The organism is Pseudomonas sp. Sample_24 (assembly GCF_004307605.1).
Classification (GTDB): domain Bacteria; phylum Pseudomonadota; class Gammaproteobacteria; order Pseudomonadales; family Pseudomonadaceae; genus Aquipseudomonas.
On sequence record NZ_RCNW01000160.1, the window covers coordinates 1 to 20,909 of the forward strand.

The 20,909-nt window shown below is 53.4% G+C and carries 14 protein-coding genes and 4 pseudogenes; 6 read left to right on the forward strand and 12 right to left on the reverse strand.

Annotation, left to right across the window (positions count from 1 at the left end; translation table 11 throughout):
* The 3 genes and pseudogenes from D8V06_RS08405 to D8V06_RS08415 all read left to right on the forward strand — a co-directional run.
* Positions 1-1,193 (forward strand): annotated as a pseudogene (locus D8V06_RS08405) (hypothetical protein); the annotation flags it as partial.
* A 618-nt stretch (positions 1,194-1,811) separates the two neighbouring features.
* Positions 1,812-2,000, forward strand: a pseudogene (locus tag D8V06_RS30780) (DUF6555 family protein).
* 64 nt (positions 2,001-2,064) lie between these two features.
* Complete coding sequence (locus D8V06_RS08415) at positions 2,065-2,301, forward strand: hypothetical protein (protein ID WP_130905572.1); 237 nt, start codon at positions 2,065-2,067, stop codon at positions 2,299-2,301.
* Between the two features lie 200 nt (positions 2,302-2,501).
* On the opposite strand, the pseudogene D8V06_RS08420 reads toward D8V06_RS08415, so the two are convergent.
* The 7 genes and pseudogenes from D8V06_RS08420 to D8V06_RS08445 form a co-directional block, all read right to left on the reverse strand.
* A pseudogene (locus D8V06_RS08420) lies at positions 2,502-3,158 on the reverse strand (chemotaxis protein CheB); the annotation flags it as partial.
* 617 nt (positions 3,159-3,775) lie between these two features.
* Entirely contained in the window at positions 3,776-4,534 is a 759-nt protein-coding gene (locus D8V06_RS08425) for a hypothetical protein (RefSeq protein WP_130905574.1), read from the reverse strand.
* 1,217 nt (positions 4,535-5,751) lie between these two features.
* Positions 5,752-7,857, reverse strand: coding sequence for an FAD-dependent oxidoreductase (locus D8V06_RS08430; RefSeq protein WP_130905575.1), 2,106 nt, complete (start codon positions 7,855-7,857; stop codon positions 5,752-5,754).
* 1,693 nt (positions 7,858-9,550) lie between these two features.
* Positions 9,551-9,751 carry a transposase gene (locus D8V06_RS30785; RefSeq protein ID WP_347238561.1) on the reverse strand — a complete coding sequence of 67 codons (201 nt, stop codon included), beginning with the start codon at positions 9,749-9,751 and terminating at the stop codon, positions 9,551-9,553.
* Between the two features lie 404 nt (positions 9,752-10,155).
* Entirely contained in the window at positions 10,156-10,449 is a 294-nt protein-coding gene (locus D8V06_RS30790) for a helix-turn-helix domain-containing protein (RefSeq protein WP_347238560.1), read from the reverse strand.
* Positions 10,450-11,368: 919 nt separating this feature from the next.
* Complete coding sequence (locus D8V06_RS08440; protein WP_130907290.1) at positions 11,369-12,637, reverse strand: type II toxin-antitoxin system HipA family toxin; 1,269 nt, start codon at positions 12,635-12,637, stop codon at positions 11,369-11,371.
* The gene (locus D8V06_RS08445) at positions 12,630-12,947 is read right to left on the reverse strand and encodes a helix-turn-helix transcriptional regulator (RefSeq protein ID WP_056855396.1); all 318 of its coding nucleotides are present in this window, start codon (positions 12,945-12,947) and stop codon (positions 12,630-12,632) included. Before D8V06_RS08445 ends, D8V06_RS08440 begins: the two co-directional genes overlap by 8 nt.
* A gap of 294 nt (positions 12,948-13,241) precedes the next feature.
* Between D8V06_RS08445 and D8V06_RS08450 the strand changes: the two genes are divergently transcribed.
* Complete coding sequence (locus D8V06_RS08450) at positions 13,242-15,419, forward strand: ATP-binding protein (RefSeq protein ID WP_130907289.1); 2,178 nt, start codon at positions 13,242-13,244, stop codon at positions 15,417-15,419.
* Between the two features lie 80 nt (positions 15,420-15,499).
* On the opposite strand, the gene D8V06_RS30795 is transcribed toward D8V06_RS08450, so the two are convergent.
* The gene (locus D8V06_RS30795; RefSeq protein ID WP_347238563.1) at positions 15,500-15,745 is read right to left on the reverse strand and encodes a KGG domain-containing protein; all 246 of its coding nucleotides are present in this window, start codon (positions 15,743-15,745) and stop codon (positions 15,500-15,502) included.
* A gap of 24 nt (positions 15,746-15,769) precedes the next feature.
* Positions 15,770-15,931 (reverse strand): annotated as a pseudogene (locus D8V06_RS30800) (general stress protein); the annotation flags it as partial.
* A gap of 244 nt (positions 15,932-16,175) precedes the next feature.
* On the opposite strand from D8V06_RS30800, the gene D8V06_RS08460 reads away from it, so the two are divergent.
* Positions 16,176-16,754 (forward strand): ATP-dependent Clp protease proteolytic subunit, encoded by a 579-nt coding sequence (locus tag D8V06_RS08460; protein WP_082557618.1) that lies wholly within the window; start codon positions 16,176-16,178, stop codon positions 16,752-16,754.
* Between the two features lie 33 nt (positions 16,755-16,787).
* Here D8V06_RS08460 and D8V06_RS08465 read toward each other — a convergent pair whose 3' ends face one another.
* From D8V06_RS08465 to D8V06_RS08480, 3 genes are all read right to left on the reverse strand, one after another.
* Positions 16,788-17,717: a ZIP family metal transporter gene (locus tag D8V06_RS08465; RefSeq protein WP_130907288.1), complete on the reverse strand. Its 930-nt coding sequence runs from the start codon at positions 17,715-17,717 to the stop codon at positions 16,788-16,790.
* 291 nt (positions 17,718-18,008) lie between these two features.
* Positions 18,009-19,181, reverse strand: coding sequence for a PAS domain-containing sensor histidine kinase (locus D8V06_RS08475; protein WP_130907286.1), 1,173 nt, complete (start codon positions 19,179-19,181; stop codon positions 18,009-18,011).
* Entirely contained in the window at positions 19,171-19,986 is an 816-nt protein-coding gene (locus D8V06_RS08480) for an alpha/beta hydrolase (protein WP_130907285.1), read from the reverse strand. The genes D8V06_RS08475 and D8V06_RS08480 overlap by 11 nt, the downstream gene beginning before the upstream one ends.
* Before the next feature lie 298 nt (positions 19,987-20,284).
* Between D8V06_RS08480 and D8V06_RS08485 the strand changes: the two genes are divergently transcribed.
* The coding region (locus tag D8V06_RS08485) for an efflux RND transporter periplasmic adaptor subunit (RefSeq protein WP_130930794.1) at positions 20,285-20,909 on the forward strand (625 nt) is incomplete at its 3' end.

Consider the following 20,909-nt stretch of genomic DNA (forward strand, 5'->3'; position numbering starts at 1 on the left):
TACCCCTCGATGGTCAGCACCTTTTTGACTGGTCGAAGATCAATGAGGCTGTGAAAACGAAGTCCGCGACCCTGGCTACTGAAGAGGCAAGCCTCGCTGCACTTCAGAAAGATGAGCACCGCCAGGCCATGCATCAGCGCGTCCTCACGCTTCAGGCGAAGCAATGGCTTCATCAGAACAAATCCTCGATTGTCACCGAGAAAACCCGCCTCACAGCAGTTGCCTCTCTAGACAAAGCATCACGCTCGGCTGCGACCAACTCGCTCACCACGAAGAAAAATGAGCTTGCCAAAACCGAACTGGATGCTGGCTATCAGGCTCGGTTTGTTAAAGAACTTAAGCTTTTGGGCGGCCACCGCATCCCCGTTTCACCGCAAAGCAAATCCGGGGGCAAGGGAAAAATCACTTTCGGTTTGAATCTGGTGGGGGCTCACGGTGCGCATGGTCCAGAGTACATTCTAAGTGAGGGCGAGACTCGAATAGCTGCACTCGCCGCGTTCTTGGCGGATACCACAGGTTCTAATCAGCTGGCCCCCTTTATCTTTGACGATCCGATCTCATCACTAGACCAGGATTTCGAAGAGAAAGTCGTGGAGCGCCTCGTGCAGTTGTCGCATACGAGGCAGGTCATCATTTTCACCCATAGACTTTCGCTGGTTTCGCTAGTGGATTCTGTCACTGACAAATTGTCAAAAATCCCCGACGTTCCTACTATCAAGCCAACGCTGATCTCGCTTCGCAGGATGGACAAAACCGCCGGTATCGTGGCGACCCAAAGTGCCCGCGACGCCAAACCAGCTAATGCTGTGAAATACCTGATCGACCACACGGTTAAGCACCTGACGAAGCATCAAGAGAACGCCGAAGTCGATAGCTACGAAATCCTAGCGAAAAGCGCTTGCAGTGATTTCAGGATTATTGTGGAGAAAACCGTCGAGTTCATTTTGCTTGCGGATGTGGTAGGCCGCTTCCGTCGTGCAATCAATACTCAGGGGAAGCTACATAAAATCGCCAAGGTAAGCATTGAGGACTGCGTATTCATCGATGATTTGATGACACGTTATTCAGTCTTCGAGCATGCCCAGTCGGACGAACTGCCTAGCAGCGCCGTTGACCTTAAATTTTTGAGGCTGACCTCACAGCGCTTCAAGCTTGGATTGCGGAATTTTCCAAGCGCTCCTAACAGACAGTAAGGTAATTACCAGTGCTAGGTGATCTAGCGTAGCACTGGTCGACCCATAACCTTCGCCCAGTGAAGCGCTACAGCCTTGATGCTTGCGGGTTGCTTTGAAAAACGCGCTCGCACGCCCAGAGGTTCGAGACCGTTGGGCAGAAAAATCCAGTGACGCTCACTGAAAGCCAGCGCCCGAAGTATGGGCTAGGGTATGGGCTGAAAACGATCAGATACAAAAAAGCCCTGAAATATCAGGGCTTTAATGAAAATTAGTGGCGGAAGCGTAGGATTTCGAACCATCCGACATTCTGCTCATTGCCTAGCAGACCGTGACCAATTCGCAGGTCGGCAGCGTTCCAGCGTAGGATTGCAGGAAAGTCATCCTGACGCCGGGCGAACCACACACGCCTGTACCTGAGGCCGACGACACAACCGACGCTCGCGTACTCGTGTAGGAACTATTGCAGACCATCGACCGTTTCGGGACATAACGCCGCCGGGTGACCGGCGGCATGGAAGTTTGCATAGGCAATAAATTGGACGGGGCCGTTGAGCGAATCGTTAAGACTGGTCAGCCAATTCTTTGAATCTTCTTTGTCGCCCAACATCACCTACTCAAAGCCAAGGAATTGTACGCATGAGTAAGGTGGAGTTTTTTGTAATCGAGTACTTGCTCCAAGGGCGGCCCAAGTCTTTCGTGATCCGAGCGCAGACGATGACTAATGCCGACGCCTGGCAATAGGCGAGCTGTGATGCCGGCATTGCCCCTATCCCCAAACCGGGTCGCCCACCGCTTAAACGCTTCTCAAGACCCATGGCGGAATAAAACGGAGTGACTGGGGTCTGCTGGCGAAAAACGTCAGCTGTAATTTGGGAAGAGGAACAGCAAAATGAGCAGAGTTAAGCACCTGTCTAATGAATGCCAATGGGATGAGCAGATCGCTGCCAATACGGCCATGTTTCGACAAGCGGATAAGTTGGACGACGCTGCTTACAAAATCATTCAGGACGAACTTGGAAATGAAAGCGTCTGGAAGCGCTTTTCCGAAGCCAAAACATTGGCCGATGAAACGCGTAGAGCCGCCTATGAGGATTGGCTGCGCATAAAACGCGAAATGAATGAATAGATCCGCACGTCTTTCCGTGCTGTCCGCCATAGTCCGGTCAAGCGTCAACGCCCCGATGCATCGATCTCGCTGATCAGTACTCGTGCCGTCCTCACAGGCAGGGCGCACGGGCTGCGAGTTCGCAACAGCAGCAGGATATCCTGCAGAGCGTGCTCGGTTTCAGCACGGTCAGGTTCCGCAATGTCCGCTGGGAGTCGTATATCGTGCGGAGGCGGCAACTTGATGGACTGCGAGTTCTCCCACAGTTCTACAAGCTTGTGCGGGATTTCTGCCGCAGGCAGCACCACATCGACCAAACCTGTAGCAATAGCCGCCAAGGGCATGCCGTCGAACTCGGCATCAGTGGGGGTTTGTACGATTGTCACACCACCTTGTTCTTTGATACGCGACAGCCCCACGGCGCCATCGCTACCCGTCCCAGAAAGCACGATGCAAAAGGCATATTCCTTGTGCACATCAGCCAGATCGCGGAAGAACAGATCAATGGCGATATGGATGCCAAATGGCCGCCGAGAAGACGTCAGCCGAAGATAGCCGTCGTTCATCGATAGCTGGCTGGCTGGTGAAATGACGTACACATGATTGGGCTGAATGGGGAGCGCATCATTGACCTGCTGCACTGGCATGTCTGTCGACGCCTGGAGCATGCGGTCGGCCACGCTTTCATGGTCGGGTGAGAGGTGCAGCACAACAACGAATGCCATGCCGCTATTGGCAGGCATCTGCTCGAAAAAAGTCTTCAATGCATTGAGCCCACCAGCGGAAGCGCCGATGCCTACCACGGGAAACCGTAGATGACTTGGAGTGATCCCATCTCGCTCAGGCAACGAATTGGGACGTTTCGAAGCAGATCTCATGCAGCTCTCACCTATTGTTAGCGCCCCTTCAGTGGGAGCACTCAGTATAAGCAAGGAACTACGCGCGGCAGCGATCTTCATGACTAGCGATATACGGGAGATATCTCAGGGGATGTTCTGCGGCAAAATACCAACGAACAGTCGTTGAGCATCCCAATGCAACATCCAACGCAGCCCAATCCTCTATCGCAACACCAGCGAACCTGAGGACGACATCACGATCGCCCCATCAAACGGTATGAAGACTGGCCAACGCCACACGGTCGATAGCCTGGAGCCATTGCTCACCGCCCAACACGTGGCCGTTGGTGATTCTCAACAGACAGATGCCGCCGTGAGTCATGAGTTGACACGCATTTATGTCCGCATTTGGCCGATTCTGTTGAAAAGGTCAGATCTTCCAGCTGGCCTGACCTCGGCCCAACCTCTCGACGCGCACTCAATCACCACGTTGCGTGGCCGCACGGCTTCATCGAGGGACGCCGTGCAACTTGCAGACTTATGTTGCGTCAATTAAATCAGGACGTAGAAAGCCCGCGTAGCAGGCTCTCTAGTCACTCACCAAGACAAAATTTTCGCTAGCCTCTAAGTTGAGAACGGTCAACGCAAACTGGTCTTTAACCGCACGCTTGCCCCACTCGGCGGGCTTTCGCAGCGACGGCCACCAGGACTACTAAGACCGCAGCAAGTACCAAGGAGGAACCGATGGTACCAAAGTCCAAACCACCTTTTTCATGCGGCTTAGTCAATAAGTCGCCAAGGGTTGCACCGAACGGACGGGTGAGGACAAACGCCACCCAGAACAACAGCACGCCAGAGACAGTGGTGTAAAACCTGGCTAGCACCACTGCGGTAATTGCCGAACCAATCAGCAGTGCGCCACCGGCAAAGCCAAGGCCGGAATCATCTGCCAAATAGTCACCTAGCGCCGTACCCAGAGTGTTAGAAATAAGAATGGCTGCCCAGTAGAACAACTCACCCTTAGTGGTGTAGATGCTGTCCACAGACAGCTTTAATTCGCTCCGGCGCCAACCCGCAAAAATCGTGATCAGCATGCAGATCAGAATGAGCGAACCCGAGGCATAGCCTAAGCCGAGAGTACGGTCCATAAAATCCGACATTGTCGTGCCCGCAGTACTGGTGGAGAGAATCACGATCCAATACAGCACTGGATTATAACTCTTCGAAAACAGTTGCAAGCCAAGCGTCAGCCAAAAGACGCTGATCAGGATCAACGAACTCATAGCGTAGCCCACGTTTAAGGTCATAGACAACAGATCGCCGGCGGTTTCGCCGAGGGTGGTAGCACAGATTTTCATAACCCAGAAAGCCAAGGTTATTTCCGGCAGTTTGTTTAGGTTGGTATGGGTACTCATAAAAAACACGCTCCTGATAAGGTATAAAGGGTGTTACGCCGAGCGCCGATTCATGCATGGCGACAATCAGCGGGTGTACGGTGATGTAGTGGTTGGTACAAGGTGCACAGCGGAAGGTCAAAAAAACGTTAAATAAATATGAATATAATTTTGCAAATAGTCGCCAACCTAGAGAAATATATAAAAAATTTTGATTGGGAAGTTAAACGACATTTCCTAGCATTTTTAACTTCATTCAACCATATTACTTATAGATCGAATTGTTTGCTAGCCCGTATATTTGTTTGAAGCCCGCCACGCCACATTGGCCGCTGGTACCTTCGCACTGTTGGTCGTCATACTAGGATACCGACCCGGACTAAATTAACAGCTGCAGAGCTAAAATTTCCTGCATTTCGGTATTCAGCGAGACGCGGGCGCCCACTGGCGGCGTAATCTAAGCGACCCTTAGTGGCGCGGTTAGCGACCTTGCTACGGTTTCGGCTGAATTATGCAGTTTCATCCCGACGCCTCATGAAGTTCGGTAGCGCAATGGCAAACGTATAAGCCTCCACCATAATTCGTCCGTCTGCTTATGCCGGTCGGATCCGTCACAGTGTTACATACAAATATCGGGTTTAAACAATCATGGCCGTCATACCTCGCTGCGTCGCCACCGTAGCGCACGAAGCGATGACCCGCAATTACAGCTCCAGATCAATAACCTGTTCGGCTCTTTGGATGGGTACTCGCCACTGACTACCGAGTCAACTGACTTCCACGCGATGGTCGATGCTCGATAGCACAGGCAAACGTGCAGATCTCTCAGGGTAAATCACGCGACCTACCTGCTTATGCCTGTCGGGCCCACGACACAGCGCTCCCTGCAAATATCGGGCTTTGACAGCTTGGACAGCTTTACCTCCCGGCACCATCTCTATCCGCTTACTGTTCGTTAGCCCAGCATTTTGCCTTGGGCATTCTTCAGATTCGCTGAAACCGACTACGACTTATCTCTGGCTAACACATCCCATTGCCGGGGTGTGTAGAGGACTTTCGCTTCCAAGTCACCAGCGAGGCCACAACACCCACTGATTGCGCTTGCGCGCAACGAGCAATGCAATGGCGCACCCAATAAAAACCCCGCTTCCGCGGGGTTTAGATCAGTTTCTGCACTGAAATTGCGTAAATCTCTGCCTTTTATACGTTTCGTATGAGTGCATCAAAATTTTTAGCTGTTATTCCATCGAATCGTTCCAAAAATCGACGGAGTTGGTTTGAGCGTTATTACGAAACCTCCATACGTAGGTCGGATCCAAAAACTTTGATGTTCTTAGATCACCACCCACACCTTGAATAGAGTGGAGCACGGCAGTAGCCGCGTTGACACCAGAATACAAAGGACCTTCAATCCACCCATCCAGGAAAAAAGCAGATTCGCCAGCAAGAAACACCCTACGATATGCCTCTGGAATTACTTCAGTACCGTTTTCCATATAACGAGATGGAGATGCAACGGTATACTGAAAAGCGAGTACAGCATTGTAATTATATTGACCCGCTAGAAGCAAGCGGAATGCACCTTGAAAATACGCCTCATTATGCCATTCAATTTTAAACGTATTTTCCCCAGGAATACCCGACTCCAGAAATTTATTATTAAGGATATCGCCAAACTCATTAAGCGGGGTCGTTCCGGGATTATTAGAAGACATCCCAACATAACTGAGCGTTAATTGGTTCGTTGCAAGCGCGTACTGGATTTTCGAAACTACGCTGGGTGGTTGAGGAATGGGCAACGGCAGGGGATGATAGCGCAGTGCATCAATGCCATTCTGATAGGTTAATAGCACAGAACATTTAGATCCGTCCTCGTTCGGAAAAATAGCGGTTTGACCAAGTTGACGATCTGTGACTATCCATCTTACAGGGTGCTTAACCCCATCAGCGCCTTCAACTTTAGGCCATTCTGGACTTTTTAAATAGTCGCCATGAGTCGCGGCCCAAATTTTCGTCGATGGATAAAATTCAACATTGCGAATCGATTCTCTAATCTGCTTCGTATAGAGCGTGAGCGGAGCCTGTAAATCTGAGGCTATATAGCCGAACGGGCGCTGAGCACGAGACGCGGGATAAATACTACTATCTCCGCTATCAAGTAGCATTGGTTGCATCATTGCTGGGTTACTTGTCGCAATGATGACATAATCGAAGAGTTTTAAAGTGACTTCGTTCGTATCGGGGTCAACATATCGAACCCCTATTTTATTAGATTCAAGCAGTGAGCGATGAATGTCGAAGGCTGCACTCTTAATCAGGTTTTCACGTGGCAAGCCTTCTTCTAGACTTAACTTAAAAAACGATTCAGCAAATCCTGTTGACGTATAATCGGGGCCCCAGCGATAAAGCGCTTCATAGTCCCAGAGATCATAACGAATAAAATCCACCATTGAGGTTGGAAAATCCTGCCCCATCCCTCCCGTTCCGAACCCTACTGCTTTAAACAACCTCACGTCGCTCTCAGTCCAATTGGCTTGCGCATCCGGACCTTGAAGTTTTGTTCGGACGAACATTTCGACGCTGACGTGATCAAATTTGTTGATGATTGCTGTCCAATAGGAAAAAAGGTACTCTTCCTCATGACTTGACAATATTGCTTTTTTGAGTGCCGCAGCAGCTTCGTGTAACCCCCAATATACCTGTGGTGCGACTTCTACAGTTGTTTCCATTAAGAACACGTCATCAAACTCGACACCTAACTTGTTTACACGAGGAGGCAACCCAAAATCTTCTGAGGACGGGTCAGAAATCCAACACGAAGTATTGCCCTCAACGTTCAACGCTGTGGCGACAATGCCAGGATTGGGGAACGGCTGGAAGACAGGGTTTGGGTTCTCAGTTTTCTCAACTGTCTTCTTAAAATAATGCCACATCAGTTTTGCAGTGTCCGGGAAACGCATCGCTCCCATTTCGGCGGGATCAGCTCCAGTTGCAGGTCCGCTATAATGCTCGGTATAACATCTTCCGCCTAGTCGACCGGATGCTTCAAAAATTGTGGGCTTTAACCCGCAACGGGTCAGTTCGTATAGCGCGCAAAGACCAGCCATACCCGCGCCGACAATCGCTACTTCAGTATTTTTTTGTGAATCATTTAAAGTCGCCAACGGTGCTGGGTTATCTCGAACCACCGATGCATAATCCGCGGCGTAGACATCAATAATGCGGGTAACGCCGGTATTCAACGTATCCAAATCTACCGGGCCGGGAAGTTTTTTTCGTCGCTTACTGAATGGAAGAACGGAATTTGCAAAACCACCAAACGCGTCATAAGTAGGGAATGGCATGTCTTTCCTATTGCTTTGATCGAGTTATAAGTGACTGAAAGGATGCCTACCACCCACGCTACGCGAAGGCCCCTCTCGACGAAGCAACGATGATCAAGATAAGCGTGACTACCGTCTGTAGGAAATACCCTCAATTTTTATATCCCCCATACAGGCTGGACGGTGTGGTTCAACACAGCTCCGAAAGGGGGGAGTTCCAACAATCAGTGGGTACCACCAGGTTGCCCAGGGCGGTCTGCATTGGTCCAAGAGGGTGAATAAGTCCCTTCCGGCGGGGCTTATTGTGAATTGCTACGTATCGATGACGATGCTCTTAATTGACTTATTGTCGAGTCGGGAAAATTTTGCGGGGCACCTACCAAACACTTGCCGTTGGCGTACGGAATGCCAATACAGTGAGTCTAGGCAGTTAGGTCATAACATGCCGCTGTTTGCTGTCTGCGATTTTGATTATGCGGTCATCGTTTATCTAGGTGCGTAATGAAGTTCAAATCCGATTTGGTTCGCTGCTCAAGACGTCCGGACTTGATCGGCAGACCGCTTGCCAGCGGCAGGCTTTCCAACTGTCGTTGCGGATGGCGGTGCCACGCGACGTATGGGTACTCGCTGCACAACGTGAACCGTCGGATAACTCGTGAAGCTGAGGTAATCTTGAACGACAACAATCGGTTATTAATCAGAACCCTAAAGCCGCGCTTTTATCAAAAACGGGTGTCATGGTGCTTCTCAAAAAAAACCCGCACAAGGCGGGTAAGAAAAGTAAGGAACTTGAATATCAAGCCGCCCGAGTGTACACCATCAGTTCGGTAGCGCGGCAAGTTCCTATGGTTGCATAGTCAAATCCGCCAGCAGGATCAGATGCCCAAAAGCATGAAGTATCAACAGCCGGCGACCTTCGGCTCTTGCGGCTATTCCTCGGAGCCAAACGTTTTCTCGCCCAGTGAGCCATAGGTCTTACCTAACTGCCTACCCAGACCCAAGATCCGACGGGGAGGTTGCCACAGATAGCTAACGCAGTTCCGATGGTTTAGCCGTCGTTTTGTGCCTTCTCAGGCCTAATCCAGTCGTGCACCTGCGATTCTCCGACAGTGAGCACAATTCCCGGCGCCAGACGGAAGACTTTGCAGTGACTGAGTACGCCATCGAGTGTGGCTAGTCTTCCGCGCCTCGACGACAACTGGCCTGGTCAAATAATGCGTGCATCAACCCCTGCCAGCTGGAGCTAGATAGGGCACGCACTGGCGCTGCAAAACACAGAATGCGCCAACCACGCAGGCTTGTCAGCGCAACTTGCACCTAGTGCGTGAGGAGTACGGCTCTGCTCGATATTCTTCAAGTCATAATCACCGGGCTCCCGCGCCTATCCTGATTAAACTCATTCGCGCAGCCCTATCCTCGATAGCCCCTCAAATCCCCGTACAACCCGTAGTTTCGCGCCATTCTGCCCTCTATCGCCACGCCCACAATGCGCCAGTTTCGCTAAGCGCTATCGCGTCGAAACCCATCGTAGCAATGATTATTTCATGTAAGCGTTGTGCTTGAAGGTTAGGCCATCTCACGCCACTGCGCCGCCTCCCGTCGTTTTCTTTTGGTCAGCGGTGTGCCGCGCGCGTCATCACGATTGCTTCCCGGGAGACTGGGACTAATTAATACTTCCCTGCTTCAGAATAGAGCGTGCCATTTTTGAGGTTCCTCACCGATTGCCGGGAAAGTCGCTGTTAATCTTCGTAAAAGAGAATTCGCTGCCCCAGTAGCCGTAGGCCACACGCTTAACCACCTTGATGCGGTTATTGATCCCCTCCAGTCGACTGGTGTGCATCGGCCAGCGAATCCTGCTCAAAATGTCCTGCCAGTAACCCTTCAAGCGTATAGCGAACTGCTTCAGATCCGGTATTTCGCTTTCATTCGCTAGACGTAACCTGTGCTTCCAGGATGATCTCCAGCCTCAAGCGGAAAGGGGCGATCAGAGTGCTTTGAGCTCTGGCTTCATCCAGATAAACCGTCATCAGTGATTGGTTTGCAGCCAACAGATCCTGCAGGTGCTCCTGCTGATCTTCACTCTTGCGGTTACCCGGATTGCGCAGCAGTAACCAGCGAGCTTTGATGACTTTGCGCGCGGGCTTGTCATGGCGCGGCGGTGGGCCTCATCGACTCGTACACGGGCAAGCACTTCTCGGCCGTATTTGGCCACTACATAAACGGGTCGTAGACCACTCGTGCTTGCGGGCAGTGTTGGCGCACCTCGAGGTCGAAAGCAATATTCTTGTCCATCGCCACCGTCTCTATTTGCGAGCAGCCTTAAGGCCCCCAGCTCTTCGAAGAAGAGTCTGATAGCGGCCCGTCTACGTCCTTCGCCGACCCGGCGGAGTCCGCATCCTGTACGACGCTGGTGTATCGATGCCCTTGGAGTAGGGCAAACTCGTCGAGCTCCGTCTGTAGCGCCCGTCGCTCCAGTAATCGCACGCTGTCCCAGTGCAATCCGAACAGTTGAGCCACATGCAAGGTAGGCGACCGTCGGCCGGTTTGGATAACGGCTTCAGCCAAGCGACGCGTCATACGAGAGTAACGACCCAGCCAGCTGACAGCCTCCATGCGTTTGCCACAACGGCCGCACCCGACTCGTCTGAGTTCGACGCTTAACTGCAGCGAGTGCCCGAGACCAGGCAGGTCTCAAATAAGCCGTTGGCAATATTCATGGGCGGGGTGGTTCTGGGCTCGTTGCAGCCGCTGCAGGTAGGAAATCGGTTAGCTTGGGGGATGAGGTCGATCTGCAGGGCGTCACCATCAGGCCTGATAGAAACGAGAGAAAAACCCTCCCAAAACGGAAGGAAAGTATGAATATCGCGCCTACGTACGCGACTTTGTTAGATGTGTTTGCTCGCACGAACATCATCAATCAAATCGGCGTTTATGTTCCCGTCATTCCCAGGATTGCGTTAAGAGCCATTTTAAGCCGTCCAGGTCTCGCCCTCAGCGAGCTTGACAGCGCTGGACACCTACATTTTGATTTACTTGGGACACTCAGCCCCTTTGGACATCACATGAACGCCGGTTGGGGGGTCGTATAACGGCGCCGCCAGACGCTACCGACGTAGTCTGCACTGCCCTGGTCGTGGTTCACCCAAGTGTGGAACTCATACATCCACGCTCGCGGCATTGATGGTATCGGGTGATATTCGCCGTTGGATGATGGATATTGTACGTACCGCCCGTCGCAATTCCAGTCAAAAACAAAATCATGCTTGCCTCGGTTTAAGCGCCGGCTCTGCTTCGGAGCGGGTTCGAAGTCTACTGGGCACCAAGTTGTTCCATTCACATCGCTGTCAGCAGTCGCCATTCTCGATCTTGGATCCTTGATGGGCGACTGGGGGTACAACTGGGGGTACATTTTGATTTTATTCAAGCCATAACCCTCTAGCTAGAGGATCATCTCGATGTTTTTCGGGGACCCGGATAGTCTTTAAGTGTCGTCGGGCAGGCTCCTAATCTGATTATTTTGCCTTTCCACACACTATGGACCACGGTGTAACCGAGCTACGTTCTGATCGATGCGGTCTTGGATCGTGCGCAAGGTGTCTCGAGTAATAACCTGTGGATACAGGTTCTCGGCGATGCTTTCAAACTGGCTCGCCACATCACAAATGCCGTCAATCATTCTGCCTGCAATCTCCGGGGGCACCTCGGCTTCCTCGGCCAGCCGAAGCATTTGCGTGCGGGAAATCGACAGTGCTTCCCCCATCACATCCATCTGGTGATATCCACTTGGCCCCTCGCAGAAGGTCACGTCGTAAGCCGGTGACAGTCTCCACTGACCGTCTTGCGACATGATGTAGGCGAAGTTCTTGGGATGATCGTCTCTGTTGTTGAACGCAACGTTGAAGACTGCACGTTCGAACGCCCGCGCCATTTCTCGCACGTCGTTGGTACACATCTGTGTTGCCCGCAGGAAGTTGACGTAGTCCAACACTCCCGGGGAGCGGTAATTTGCCCCCGTAAACGCCGCGAGGCTTTGCATGGGTACGCGTAGACCATCCCGACGGTCAAATCGCTTACTGGCGAACGCCGCCAACCCATCAGGCAGACTGAAATACTGCGTGTCAGGGGTCTCGATACCGCACATGCGCAGGCATTCGGCGTAGACCATTTCGACAGCGCACACCTCGGCATGTTCTTCTTTGGCCGGGAACTTGATCAACCATGCTTCAAAGCCCGGCGTGGCGGCAGTGGTAAATCCGCCAGTTTCTGGATCGCGATAGACGAGGGCCTTAGGCCTTGCGCCTTGAGGCGAGCCGCCCACCAGCAGCAACGTCTGCAGGAACTCGCCACCGTCTCCATGGAGGACTTTCTGTACTTCGGCGGCAAGCTGCTGCAGCGGGATGTGGACTTCAGATTCCTGCCCTTCGGGTGCCACGGGCTCAAACGTCATGGCCCCCATTGCATTGCTACCAATGTAGGCCAGCCGTTCCAGTGAACCGATGCGTGCTGTGGTGAGCCCGCGACGCCTGAACAAACGGTCCATCAGCAACATGCCCCACCCATCCGGCAAGGCGTCGTAAACAGTCCCTGGCAAGTACAGTTGGTGCTCTGGAAAATCTCGGCGCAAGTTAGCCCCCCCCAACGGCAGCGTGTAGGAGGACAGTTCCAAGCCCCTTTGCCTGGCTTCATTGCTGTACTCGAACACGATCAACGGGCGACCGGTCAGGGCAGTCGTGGAGACCAGCGTGCCCCATTGCCATCGTTCACCCCATCCCTCGTAGAAGACGTTCACCTGCTCAAGCATTGCCGGACTTCCTTTTTGTACGGAGACGATTGGCGCTGTTTTCGTAGCGCCGAATGTCCTCGATGCTGTCCAGTCTAGGCAGAAACAGGCCTTCCAGTTCCTTGGTTCGGCCAAGAGCCATCGCCACCCGAACGACGTTCTCGAATCCGACATTGCGCCCGGCTTCAAGGTTGGAGACTGTATTTGTGCCGATGCCGGCACGTCCGGCCAAGTCGGCTTGTGTCATATCCTGCGCCAAGCGCTCTGTGCGCAAGCGATCGCAGAGGCGCTTGACGACCTCGCTCGGCTTGCTGAAGCTTAAATCCAACATAGAGTGCACCCAGCCTGTTCTGTGCCAGTTAATTCCCAAAATTATAGAATTAAGGCCCAGCCCTATCAAGCAACTTAATTCCCTGAAGTTGTGTCTTATCGCCTAATTTCTAGCTTTAGACACAGTTCAAAGGATTTACATATCACCTGTGATCGGCCCGTTCAACACCCCTGAAATCCCTGTCTGGTTTGACTGAACGCGCTGCAGGAAGCAAAGACAAACTGCTTTTGATCACATCGTTTGAACCTAGGCCAGTGCCCGGCCCTCGGATACTAAAACCCCATAGGTGATGACATGGCAATCGAGGAGACGCTTCTGCGCCAGCGCAAGGTGCTTGCCAAATTTGGCGAGCTGGCCTTGGCGTCAGATGATTTGGAGCAAATTCTCGATGAAGCTTGCCGCTTGGTCGGCGACGGGCTCGGAACCAACATGGCGAAATTCATGCTGTTGTTGGAAGACGAGATCACTTTTTTTGTGCGAAATGGTGTGGGCTGGGCACCCAATGTCGTCGGGAAGGTGAAAGTAAAAGCCTGCGAGGGAACCCCTGAACGTCACTCTCTGGACACGAACGGCCCGGTCATTTCAACGGATATTGCAACGGAAACCCGCTTTCGCTATCACGATTTTCAAATCGAAAACGGCGTTAAAGCGTTCGTCAACGTGCTCGTCCACGGTGCCGATGGAGAACGTCCATTCGGCATTTTTGAGGTGGATAGTCGAATCCCTCGCCAGTTCACCGACAGCGATATCGATTTTCTTCGCGGTTACAGCAATTTGCTTGGCGCAGCTTTAAAGCGTTCCAAAACCATGCAAGCCATGCGCTTGACCGAAAAAAAGCTACGGGAAAGTGAAAGGCACTATCGAATAGCGGCTGAACTCAATCCGCTCTGGCCCTGGACGGCCGACAAAAACGGCAATCTCATTTCCATCGATCATCGCTGGTATGAATACACCGGCCTGACACCTGAGCAAACGTTGGATCGTCAATGGTCCAACGCGGTGCATCTTGAGGACAAGACGGCGTTGATAGTGCTCTGGGATCAATCATTGACCACCTTGCAGCCTTTCGACTCTCAAATCCGCTTACGCAAAGGCACCGGAGAATATCGTTGGTTCCGCGTCCGCGCGTTGTGCAGCCTCGGTATCGACGGTCATTGCGAGCAGTGGTACGGCACCATTGAAGACATCGACGATCGGGTTCAGCTAGAGAACGCATTGCGAGATTGGAACGAGCTGCTGGAGGACCGAATCAATCAGCGCACTCAGCAGTTGGAAGCCGAACAACATGAACGGGCGATGGCGGAACTCAAGCTTCGGCAGAGTCAGAAAATGGAAGCGGTAGGTCAACTGACCGGTGGCATTGCCCACGACTTCAACAACCTGTTGGCGGGCATCATCGGTAACCTGGAGCTGATGCAACGTCGAATTGATGCCGGTCGCCATGACAAACTGGCCCGTTACAACTCGATTGCGATGACCTCAGCGTCTCGCGCAGCCGCTTTGACGCAACGTCTGCTGGCGTTTTCGAGACAGCAATCACTCAACCCCGAAATTATCGAACCTCGCAAAGTAGTGGCCGATTTTGAAGACATGATCCGCCGTTCGGTCGGGCCGAGCATTGTAGTGGGGTGCTCGTTCAAGACCAGTGATCGTATCAAGTGCGATCTCAATCAGCTGGAGAATGCCCTGCTCAATCTTGCCATCAACGCAAGAGATGCCATGCCCAATGGCGGTACGCTGGATCTTTCGGTCGACCGATGCGTGATAGATGAAGCGTCGTCTTCCGAGAAAATGATGCCTACAGGATCCTATGTGAGCATATCCGTGACAGATTCCGGCACCGGGATCAAACCAGAGCTTTTGTCGCGCATTTTCGATCCGTTTTTTACCACCAAGAAAATCGGCGAAGGAACTGGCCTGGGTCTTTCAATGATCTATGGATTTACCCAACAATCCGGTGGGCAGGTGCGGGTCCACAGCAGCGTCGGCGTCGGCACCACCGTAACCCTGTATTTTCCAGTGGACAATTCTGAACCCGATAAGACCCAAGCCCATTCCGAATCAGGTTCGACGGAGCCAGTGGGGAACGGCGAAACTATTTTGCTGGTGGATGACGAAGCCGCGGTACGCCAGATGGCCTCGGAATTATTGAGCGAAACAGGTTACTGCGTAGTAGAGGCGGTCGATAGCGTATCGGCAATAAAGCAGGCAGAAAAGCTCGGGCACCTGGATTTGCTCCTGACTGACATTGGTCTGCCCGGCATGATGAACGGGATCAGCCTGGCGGCTGAACTGAAATTGAAATTCCCGCAAATGAAGGTGCTGTTCATCACCGGTTTCGCAGGTGGCTCCAGCCTGATTTCTGTCGATGCCACTACCAAGGTGCTGACCAAACCCTTCAGCCTGAATGAACTCAGTTCGCGTGTTCATGCTTTGATTCAGGTGAGTGCGGCAGACAGTGGTGCTTCGTAAAAAAGATCAGCAGCCAAAAGAGTCACCCGGGAAACTTTAAACCAAGCCCCGAAAAATCGGGGCTTGGTGATTACAAGGCATCAGGACTGACGCCCTCCGCCACCACTGTTTTCTCCTCCTTTGCGGCCTGCTTCAGACGCCTTGTCCCTGTCATCGGCAAAATTGCCGCCGCGTCCACTTTGCTGACCACCACCGGTGGATTGACCAGCCTCGTTGGATTGCCGTCCACCCGATGCCTGTCCGCCTTTCTGTCCAGGCTTGTTCATGTCCTCCATGTCATCGGTGAACTCTCCACCGCGTTGGGTACCCTGCCCGCCTCCGGACATACGATCAGCATCTCTCGATTGTTGTCCACCTGATGCCTGGCCACCTTTTTGGCCGGCTTCAGATGCTCGTTGTGGATCATTGGCGAAATTACCGCCTGAAGCTTGGCCACCTTTCTTGCCAGCTTCGGATGCCTTATCTCGGTCATTAGAAAAATTGCCGGGATTGTTATTTCCTGTATTGGCCATTTCAATCACCTCTGAATCGTTGACACGAGCAGTCGCCCGTTTAATTCGGATAGCATGGAAAATCGAAAGTTTGAACAAAAAAAAGGCTTCGCGACCAGTGGATTTACGACGTTAGTTCAATGAAAAATAAAGACTTTCGACTGACGGAACAGGCACTCAAAAACCGGTTGATAAAGTCGAATATTTCGCTAACGAAAGATCAATATTTACTAGACTGCATAGCGCATACGCAGCTTTACAAATAATGGATTTCGGAGGTCGGGCCATGACCGAACATATCGTGCATTTTCATTGCCAGATCGACCAGGCAACCACCGAGCGTTTCAGGGATTGCTGTCTCGAAGCCATAGATCAAGGTGCCACGTCTTTACTGTTGAACCTGTCCACATCCGGGGGCAGTACCAATTTCGGTTTCACGCTTTATACCTTCCTGAAATCGCTGCCAGTGCCATTGTGTGCAATCAATGCGGGGAACATCGAATCGATGGGCATCATCATGTTCCTGGCCGCAGGGCGCCGGATCACCTCTCCCCACTCACGCTTTCTGATCCACCCGATGAATTGGTATTTCAGTCAGAAATCCGTTGATCATCAACGTCTGCGTGAATACCTGTCGAGTCTCGACAATGACCTTGCGCGCTACGTGCAGATTTTCGCGCTGGAAACCGCTGAAGCGCAGACCAAACTCGATATCTTCCATTGCTTGTCCGCGGAGGAAAAAGTCATCGCCGCCCATGAGTCTCTCGCATACGGCATTGCTCACGAGATGAGGCAAATGGTGTTTGCCGATGATGTTAAACACTGGAAAGTCAGTGGCGGATGATCTGGCCAATGCAGAAACAATAACGCGAGTGTTTTATCCCAGCGCAGTATCGAGAAACATCATGACGCCAAAGCCCAGCATCAGGCCCAGTGTTGCCGGCGTTTCATGACCATTGCGATGGGTCTCGGGAATGACTTCATGGGACACCACAAAGATCATGGCGCCGGCGGCGAGGCCAAGTGCGATGGGGTAGCCAAGGGCAAAACTGTTGGAAATACCGAGGCCGACCAAGGCGCCAAGAGGCTCCATCAAGCCTGATCCGACGGCAATCAGCGCCGCGCGCAGTGCCGTAATACCGGTCACTCGCAAAGCCATTGCCACCGCCAGACCTTCGGGTATGTCCTGAAGGGCGATCGCCGTGGTCAGCGGTATTCCCACCTGCATGTCGCCTGTTGCAAAGCTGACACCGATCGCCATGCCTTCGGGCAAGTTGTGCAACGTGATGGCCAGGACGAACAGCCATACCCGATTGATCCGTTTGGCTTCTGGGCCGCGCCGGCCGCTTTTTTCGTGCTCGTGAGGCACAAATCGATCAAGACCGATCATCAAGGCAACGCCCAGTGCCAAACCCAATACGACAATACCGGCTGCCAGTAACCCATTGCCGCTCAGTTGCCGAGCCGCCTCGATGCCAGGAAGAATAAGCGAGAAAGAACTGGCGGCCAGCATCATCCCGGCAGCAAAGCCGAGCATGATGTCCTGGGTGCGAGCCGCAATGTCGCGAAGCGCAATCGCCACCACTGCGCCGAGCGCCGTTGCGCCGAATCCGGACAATCCCCCGAGTAAAGCGAAACGCAGATTGTCCTTGCTGCCCCCGACAACAGCGCTGTAACCGCTAACCAGCAGCAACGCCATCACACAGGCCAACACCAGCCAAAACGCCATGCCTCCCCGTCCAGAACGGGTCAACTGTGTAAAGAAAGCACGCAGAGGAGCTACCAATGAAGAAGTCGACTGAGCCATGCAAGCCCCTTGGTTTTAAACACCGCGCGCTCTACAGCACGCGGTAAACATGTCGGATGGCACTCGATAGTAAAAGCAGCCCGGATGCCAGGCCACATTTATCTGAAACAAATGCATCGGGTTGATTTCAACACCCTGCCCCCAATGACAACCCGGTACAGCCTGGCCTTTGCTGTGCTCCGTTGAGCTCGGGCCTTGCTTGATCCCGCGGGGTCCTGCGATTCGCCAAACAATCAATCGAAACTCTGGAACACAACACCACGTCGATCATTGGTAATTTGTTGACCGGCCTTATTCAGGATGGGGAAGATGCACGCTGAACCGAGTGCCCTCCTGGGCCGTCGAGCTGACCGCAACCTCCCCGCCATGGGACCTGGCTATTTCTCTGACGATGAACAAACCAAGCCCCACGCTTCGCACATCACTGTCGGTTTCGGTGCCACGGGTCATGGGTTCGAACAGAGCGGCCACTAATGCATCCGCAATTGCCGGGCCGTGGTTATGGACCGAGATCACCGATTGATCGTCACCCCATTCGGAAACAATAGTGATCGGATGCGCCAGATCACCATATGCCACGCTGTTGGCGACCAGATTGCCAATGACCTGCTGCACCCGATCAGCATCCAGATAAGCGCGGCCAGAACCGTTGGACGTGTGCAAGAGTGTGGCTTGCGGAAAAGCGACACGCAGTTCATCAATGCTCTGGCTGATGAATCGATGCAAATCCAGCCAATCGGGATTGACCGCTATACCCCGCCCAATGCGCGCCAGGGCAAAGTCCAGCAAATCTGCGATCATGCGCTCGGCGCGGTCGGTCGAGCGACTGATGTGCTCGAGCATCTTGCTTTCCTTTGCGCTGCGCTCGGATTGGGCGAGGATGTCGGAAGCCATTCTGATAGCCGTCAAAGGGTTCTTCAGATCGTGGCTGACAATCGCGACCATTTGTTCGGCGAATGAAGCGCGGCGCTGGGATTTTTCGTAAGCGTCGTTCAACGCTGTTTGCGCCTGTTGCAGGGCCGTTTCGGCTGCTGTTTTTTCCCGCAGCAAAGCTTCTGCAGTTCGCCGGGCGTTGAGCAATTCGCGCTCGTACTTGTCGCGATCGGTGGTGCCGAACAGCGCCAGTTCATAAAACGCGCCACTTTCGTGCTCTCGTCGCACGCCGTTGAGCAGCATAGTGATGATGCGTTTGTCTCGGTGCAGCAGATCGAGCTTCACTTCGGCCACCGAACCCTGCATCTGCATCAGGGGCGCCCAGTGGGTCTGGTGGAAAATCCGCCCACCCATCGTCAACAGGTCCTGGAAACGCCGACCGACCAAATCAGGGGCATCGCAGCCGATCCAATGGCTGAAGGTCTGATTGCTACGCACAATGGTGCCATCTTCCCTGGTGACGACCAGCCCGCAGGGAGCCCCGTCGAACAGTGCTTGCGGATCGAGCAAAAACGGTATGTCAGCCGGCATTGGCAGCCGTCCACGGCAACAAGAAGTTGTCGATAGCTTCAGAACAGGCGCTAGGTACACTCATGTGCGGGCAATGACCGACGTTGGCGACGATGCACAGTGTGCTGTTGGGCATTACGGCTTCCAGGTACTTGCCGACCGCAATGGGGGCGATCAGATCATCGGTCGATTGCAGAATCAATGTCGGGGTGGTCAATCCGGCAACATCCTTGCGATTGTCGGACATGAACGTCACCCGTGCGAACTGCTTGGCGATCTCAGGCTCGGTACGACAAAAGCTGTTGGTCAACTCTTCGCTCAGTGCCGGCTGGCCGGGTGCGCCCATGATGACCGGGGCCATGGTGCTGGACCAGCCCAGATAGTTGCTGTCCAGGGTATCAAGCAGCGAGTGAATGTCTTCAAGCTTGAAGCCACCCACGTAGTTGTCGGTATCGATATAGCATGGCGACGGGCCGATCATCACATGCGCGTCGATTTTCCCGGGGGACATGCGGTCAGCCAGGACACCGATCATACTGCTGACGGAGTGGCTGACCACGATCACTGGCCCGCAGGCATACTCATCAATGATGTCACCCAAATCCTGAGCGTAGCCCGCCAACGAGTCGTATTTTTGGCAATCATAGGCCCCGAGGTCCGATTGACCCGCGCCTACCAGATCGTACAGCACGACTTTGAAATGCCCGGTGAAGTGATCGACGAGATAACGCCACATGGTCTGGTCGCAGCCAAAGCCATGGGACAAAATGAGCGTCGCCGAGCCTTCACCGATCACTTTTACATTGTTGCGACTTTGAAGGGACATGCTTGTTATCCAGGGCGGGCCGGAATCAACTCCGATAGCGGGCAGTGTAGATACTCGACAGTGTCCGGTCACGCTTAACTGCCTGCCGGTGGCGTTGACTCATGCCCTTTGATGCATTTTCGGCAACACTGAATTGCTATTGACTCAATTGATAGTCCGCTGATCAGAGGTGCATGCTAGAGGGCTGCATGGGGCCTCATATCATTCCGGATGATAGTTACCTTCGGCTCATTCGATTCGTGCCATACAACCTCGCCGAGCATCATTCGCCAATCTAAACACATTGGCGGATGCATCCATGGAACAGTCATTCAAACATTTGCGCTTCCCGTTGGCTTTATTGGCCATGGTGGTGATCAGCGCTTGCGGCAAGGCACCGGAAACGGCCGCTACGATGCCGGCGGCGAAAGTCAGCGTCGCCAAGGTGCTCGAGCAGCCGGTCAACGAGTGGGACGAGTTCACCGGGCGCCTTGAGGCACCGGAAACCGTAGAGATCCGCCCACGGGTCTCCGGCCAGATCGATGAAGTGGCGTTCACCGAGGGTGCCCTCGTCAAGAAAGGCGACCTGTTGTTCCAGATTGACCCGCGTCCGTTCCAGGCCGAGGTTCGCCGCCTCGAAGCGCTGGTCTCTCAGGCCCGCGCCACGGCCACCCGCAGCGAAAACGAAGCCCAGCGCGGTGAGCGCCTGCGTACCAGCAATGCGATTTCCGCCGAACTGGCCGATTCGCGAACCAGTGCCGCCCAGGAAGCCCGCGCCGCAGTCGGCGCCCTGCAAGCTCAACTGGACCTGGCCAAGCTGAACCTCAGCTTTACCCGCGTCACCGCGCCGATCAGCGGTCGCGTCAGCCGCGCCGAGATCACCGCCGGTAACCTGGTGACCGCCGATACCACCGCGCTGACCAGCGTGGTGTCCACCGACAAGG

Excerpts from the sequence above, each read along its gene's own strand:
- D8V06_RS08415 (WP_130905572.1), top strand. The coding sequence starts at position 2,065 with ATGAGCAGAGTTAAGCACCTGTCTAATGAATGCCAATGGGATGAGCAG.
- D8V06_RS08425 (WP_130905574.1), bottom strand. The coding sequence starts at position 4,534 with ATGAGTACCCATACCAACCTAAACAAACTGCCGGAAATAACCTTGGCT.
- D8V06_RS08430 (WP_130905575.1), bottom strand. The coding sequence starts at position 7,857 with ATGCCATTCCCTACTTATGACGCGTTTGGTGGTTTTGCAAATTCCGTT.
- D8V06_RS30790 (WP_347238560.1), bottom strand. The coding sequence starts at position 10,449 with ATGGAGGCTGTCAGCTGGCTGGGTCGTTACTCTCGTATGACGCGTCGC.
- D8V06_RS08440 (WP_130907290.1), bottom strand. The coding sequence starts at position 12,637 with ATGCTTGAGCAGGTGAACGTCTTCTACGAGGGATGGGGTGAACGATGG.
- D8V06_RS08445 (WP_056855396.1), bottom strand. The coding sequence starts at position 12,947 with ATGTTGGATTTAAGCTTCAGCAAGCCGAGCGAGGTCGTCAAGCGCCTC.
- D8V06_RS08450 (WP_130907289.1), top strand. The coding sequence starts at position 13,242 with ATGGCAATCGAGGAGACGCTTCTGCGCCAGCGCAAGGTGCTTGCCAAA.
- D8V06_RS30795 (WP_347238563.1), bottom strand. The coding sequence starts at position 15,745 with ATGTCCGGAGGCGGGCAGGGTACCCAACGCGGTGGAGAGTTCACCGAT.
- D8V06_RS08460 (WP_082557618.1), top strand. The coding sequence starts at position 16,176 with ATGGATTTCGGAGGTCGGGCCATGACCGAACATATCGTGCATTTTCAT.
- D8V06_RS08465 (WP_130907288.1), bottom strand. The coding sequence starts at position 17,717 with ATGGCTCAGTCGACTTCTTCATTGGTAGCTCCTCTGCGTGCTTTCTTT.
- D8V06_RS08475 (WP_130907286.1), bottom strand. The coding sequence starts at position 19,181 with ATGCCGGCTGACATACCGTTTTTGCTCGATCCGCAAGCACTGTTCGAC.
- D8V06_RS08480 (WP_130907285.1), bottom strand. The coding sequence starts at position 19,986 with ATGTCCCTTCAAAGTCGCAACAATGTAAAAGTGATCGGTGAAGGCTCG.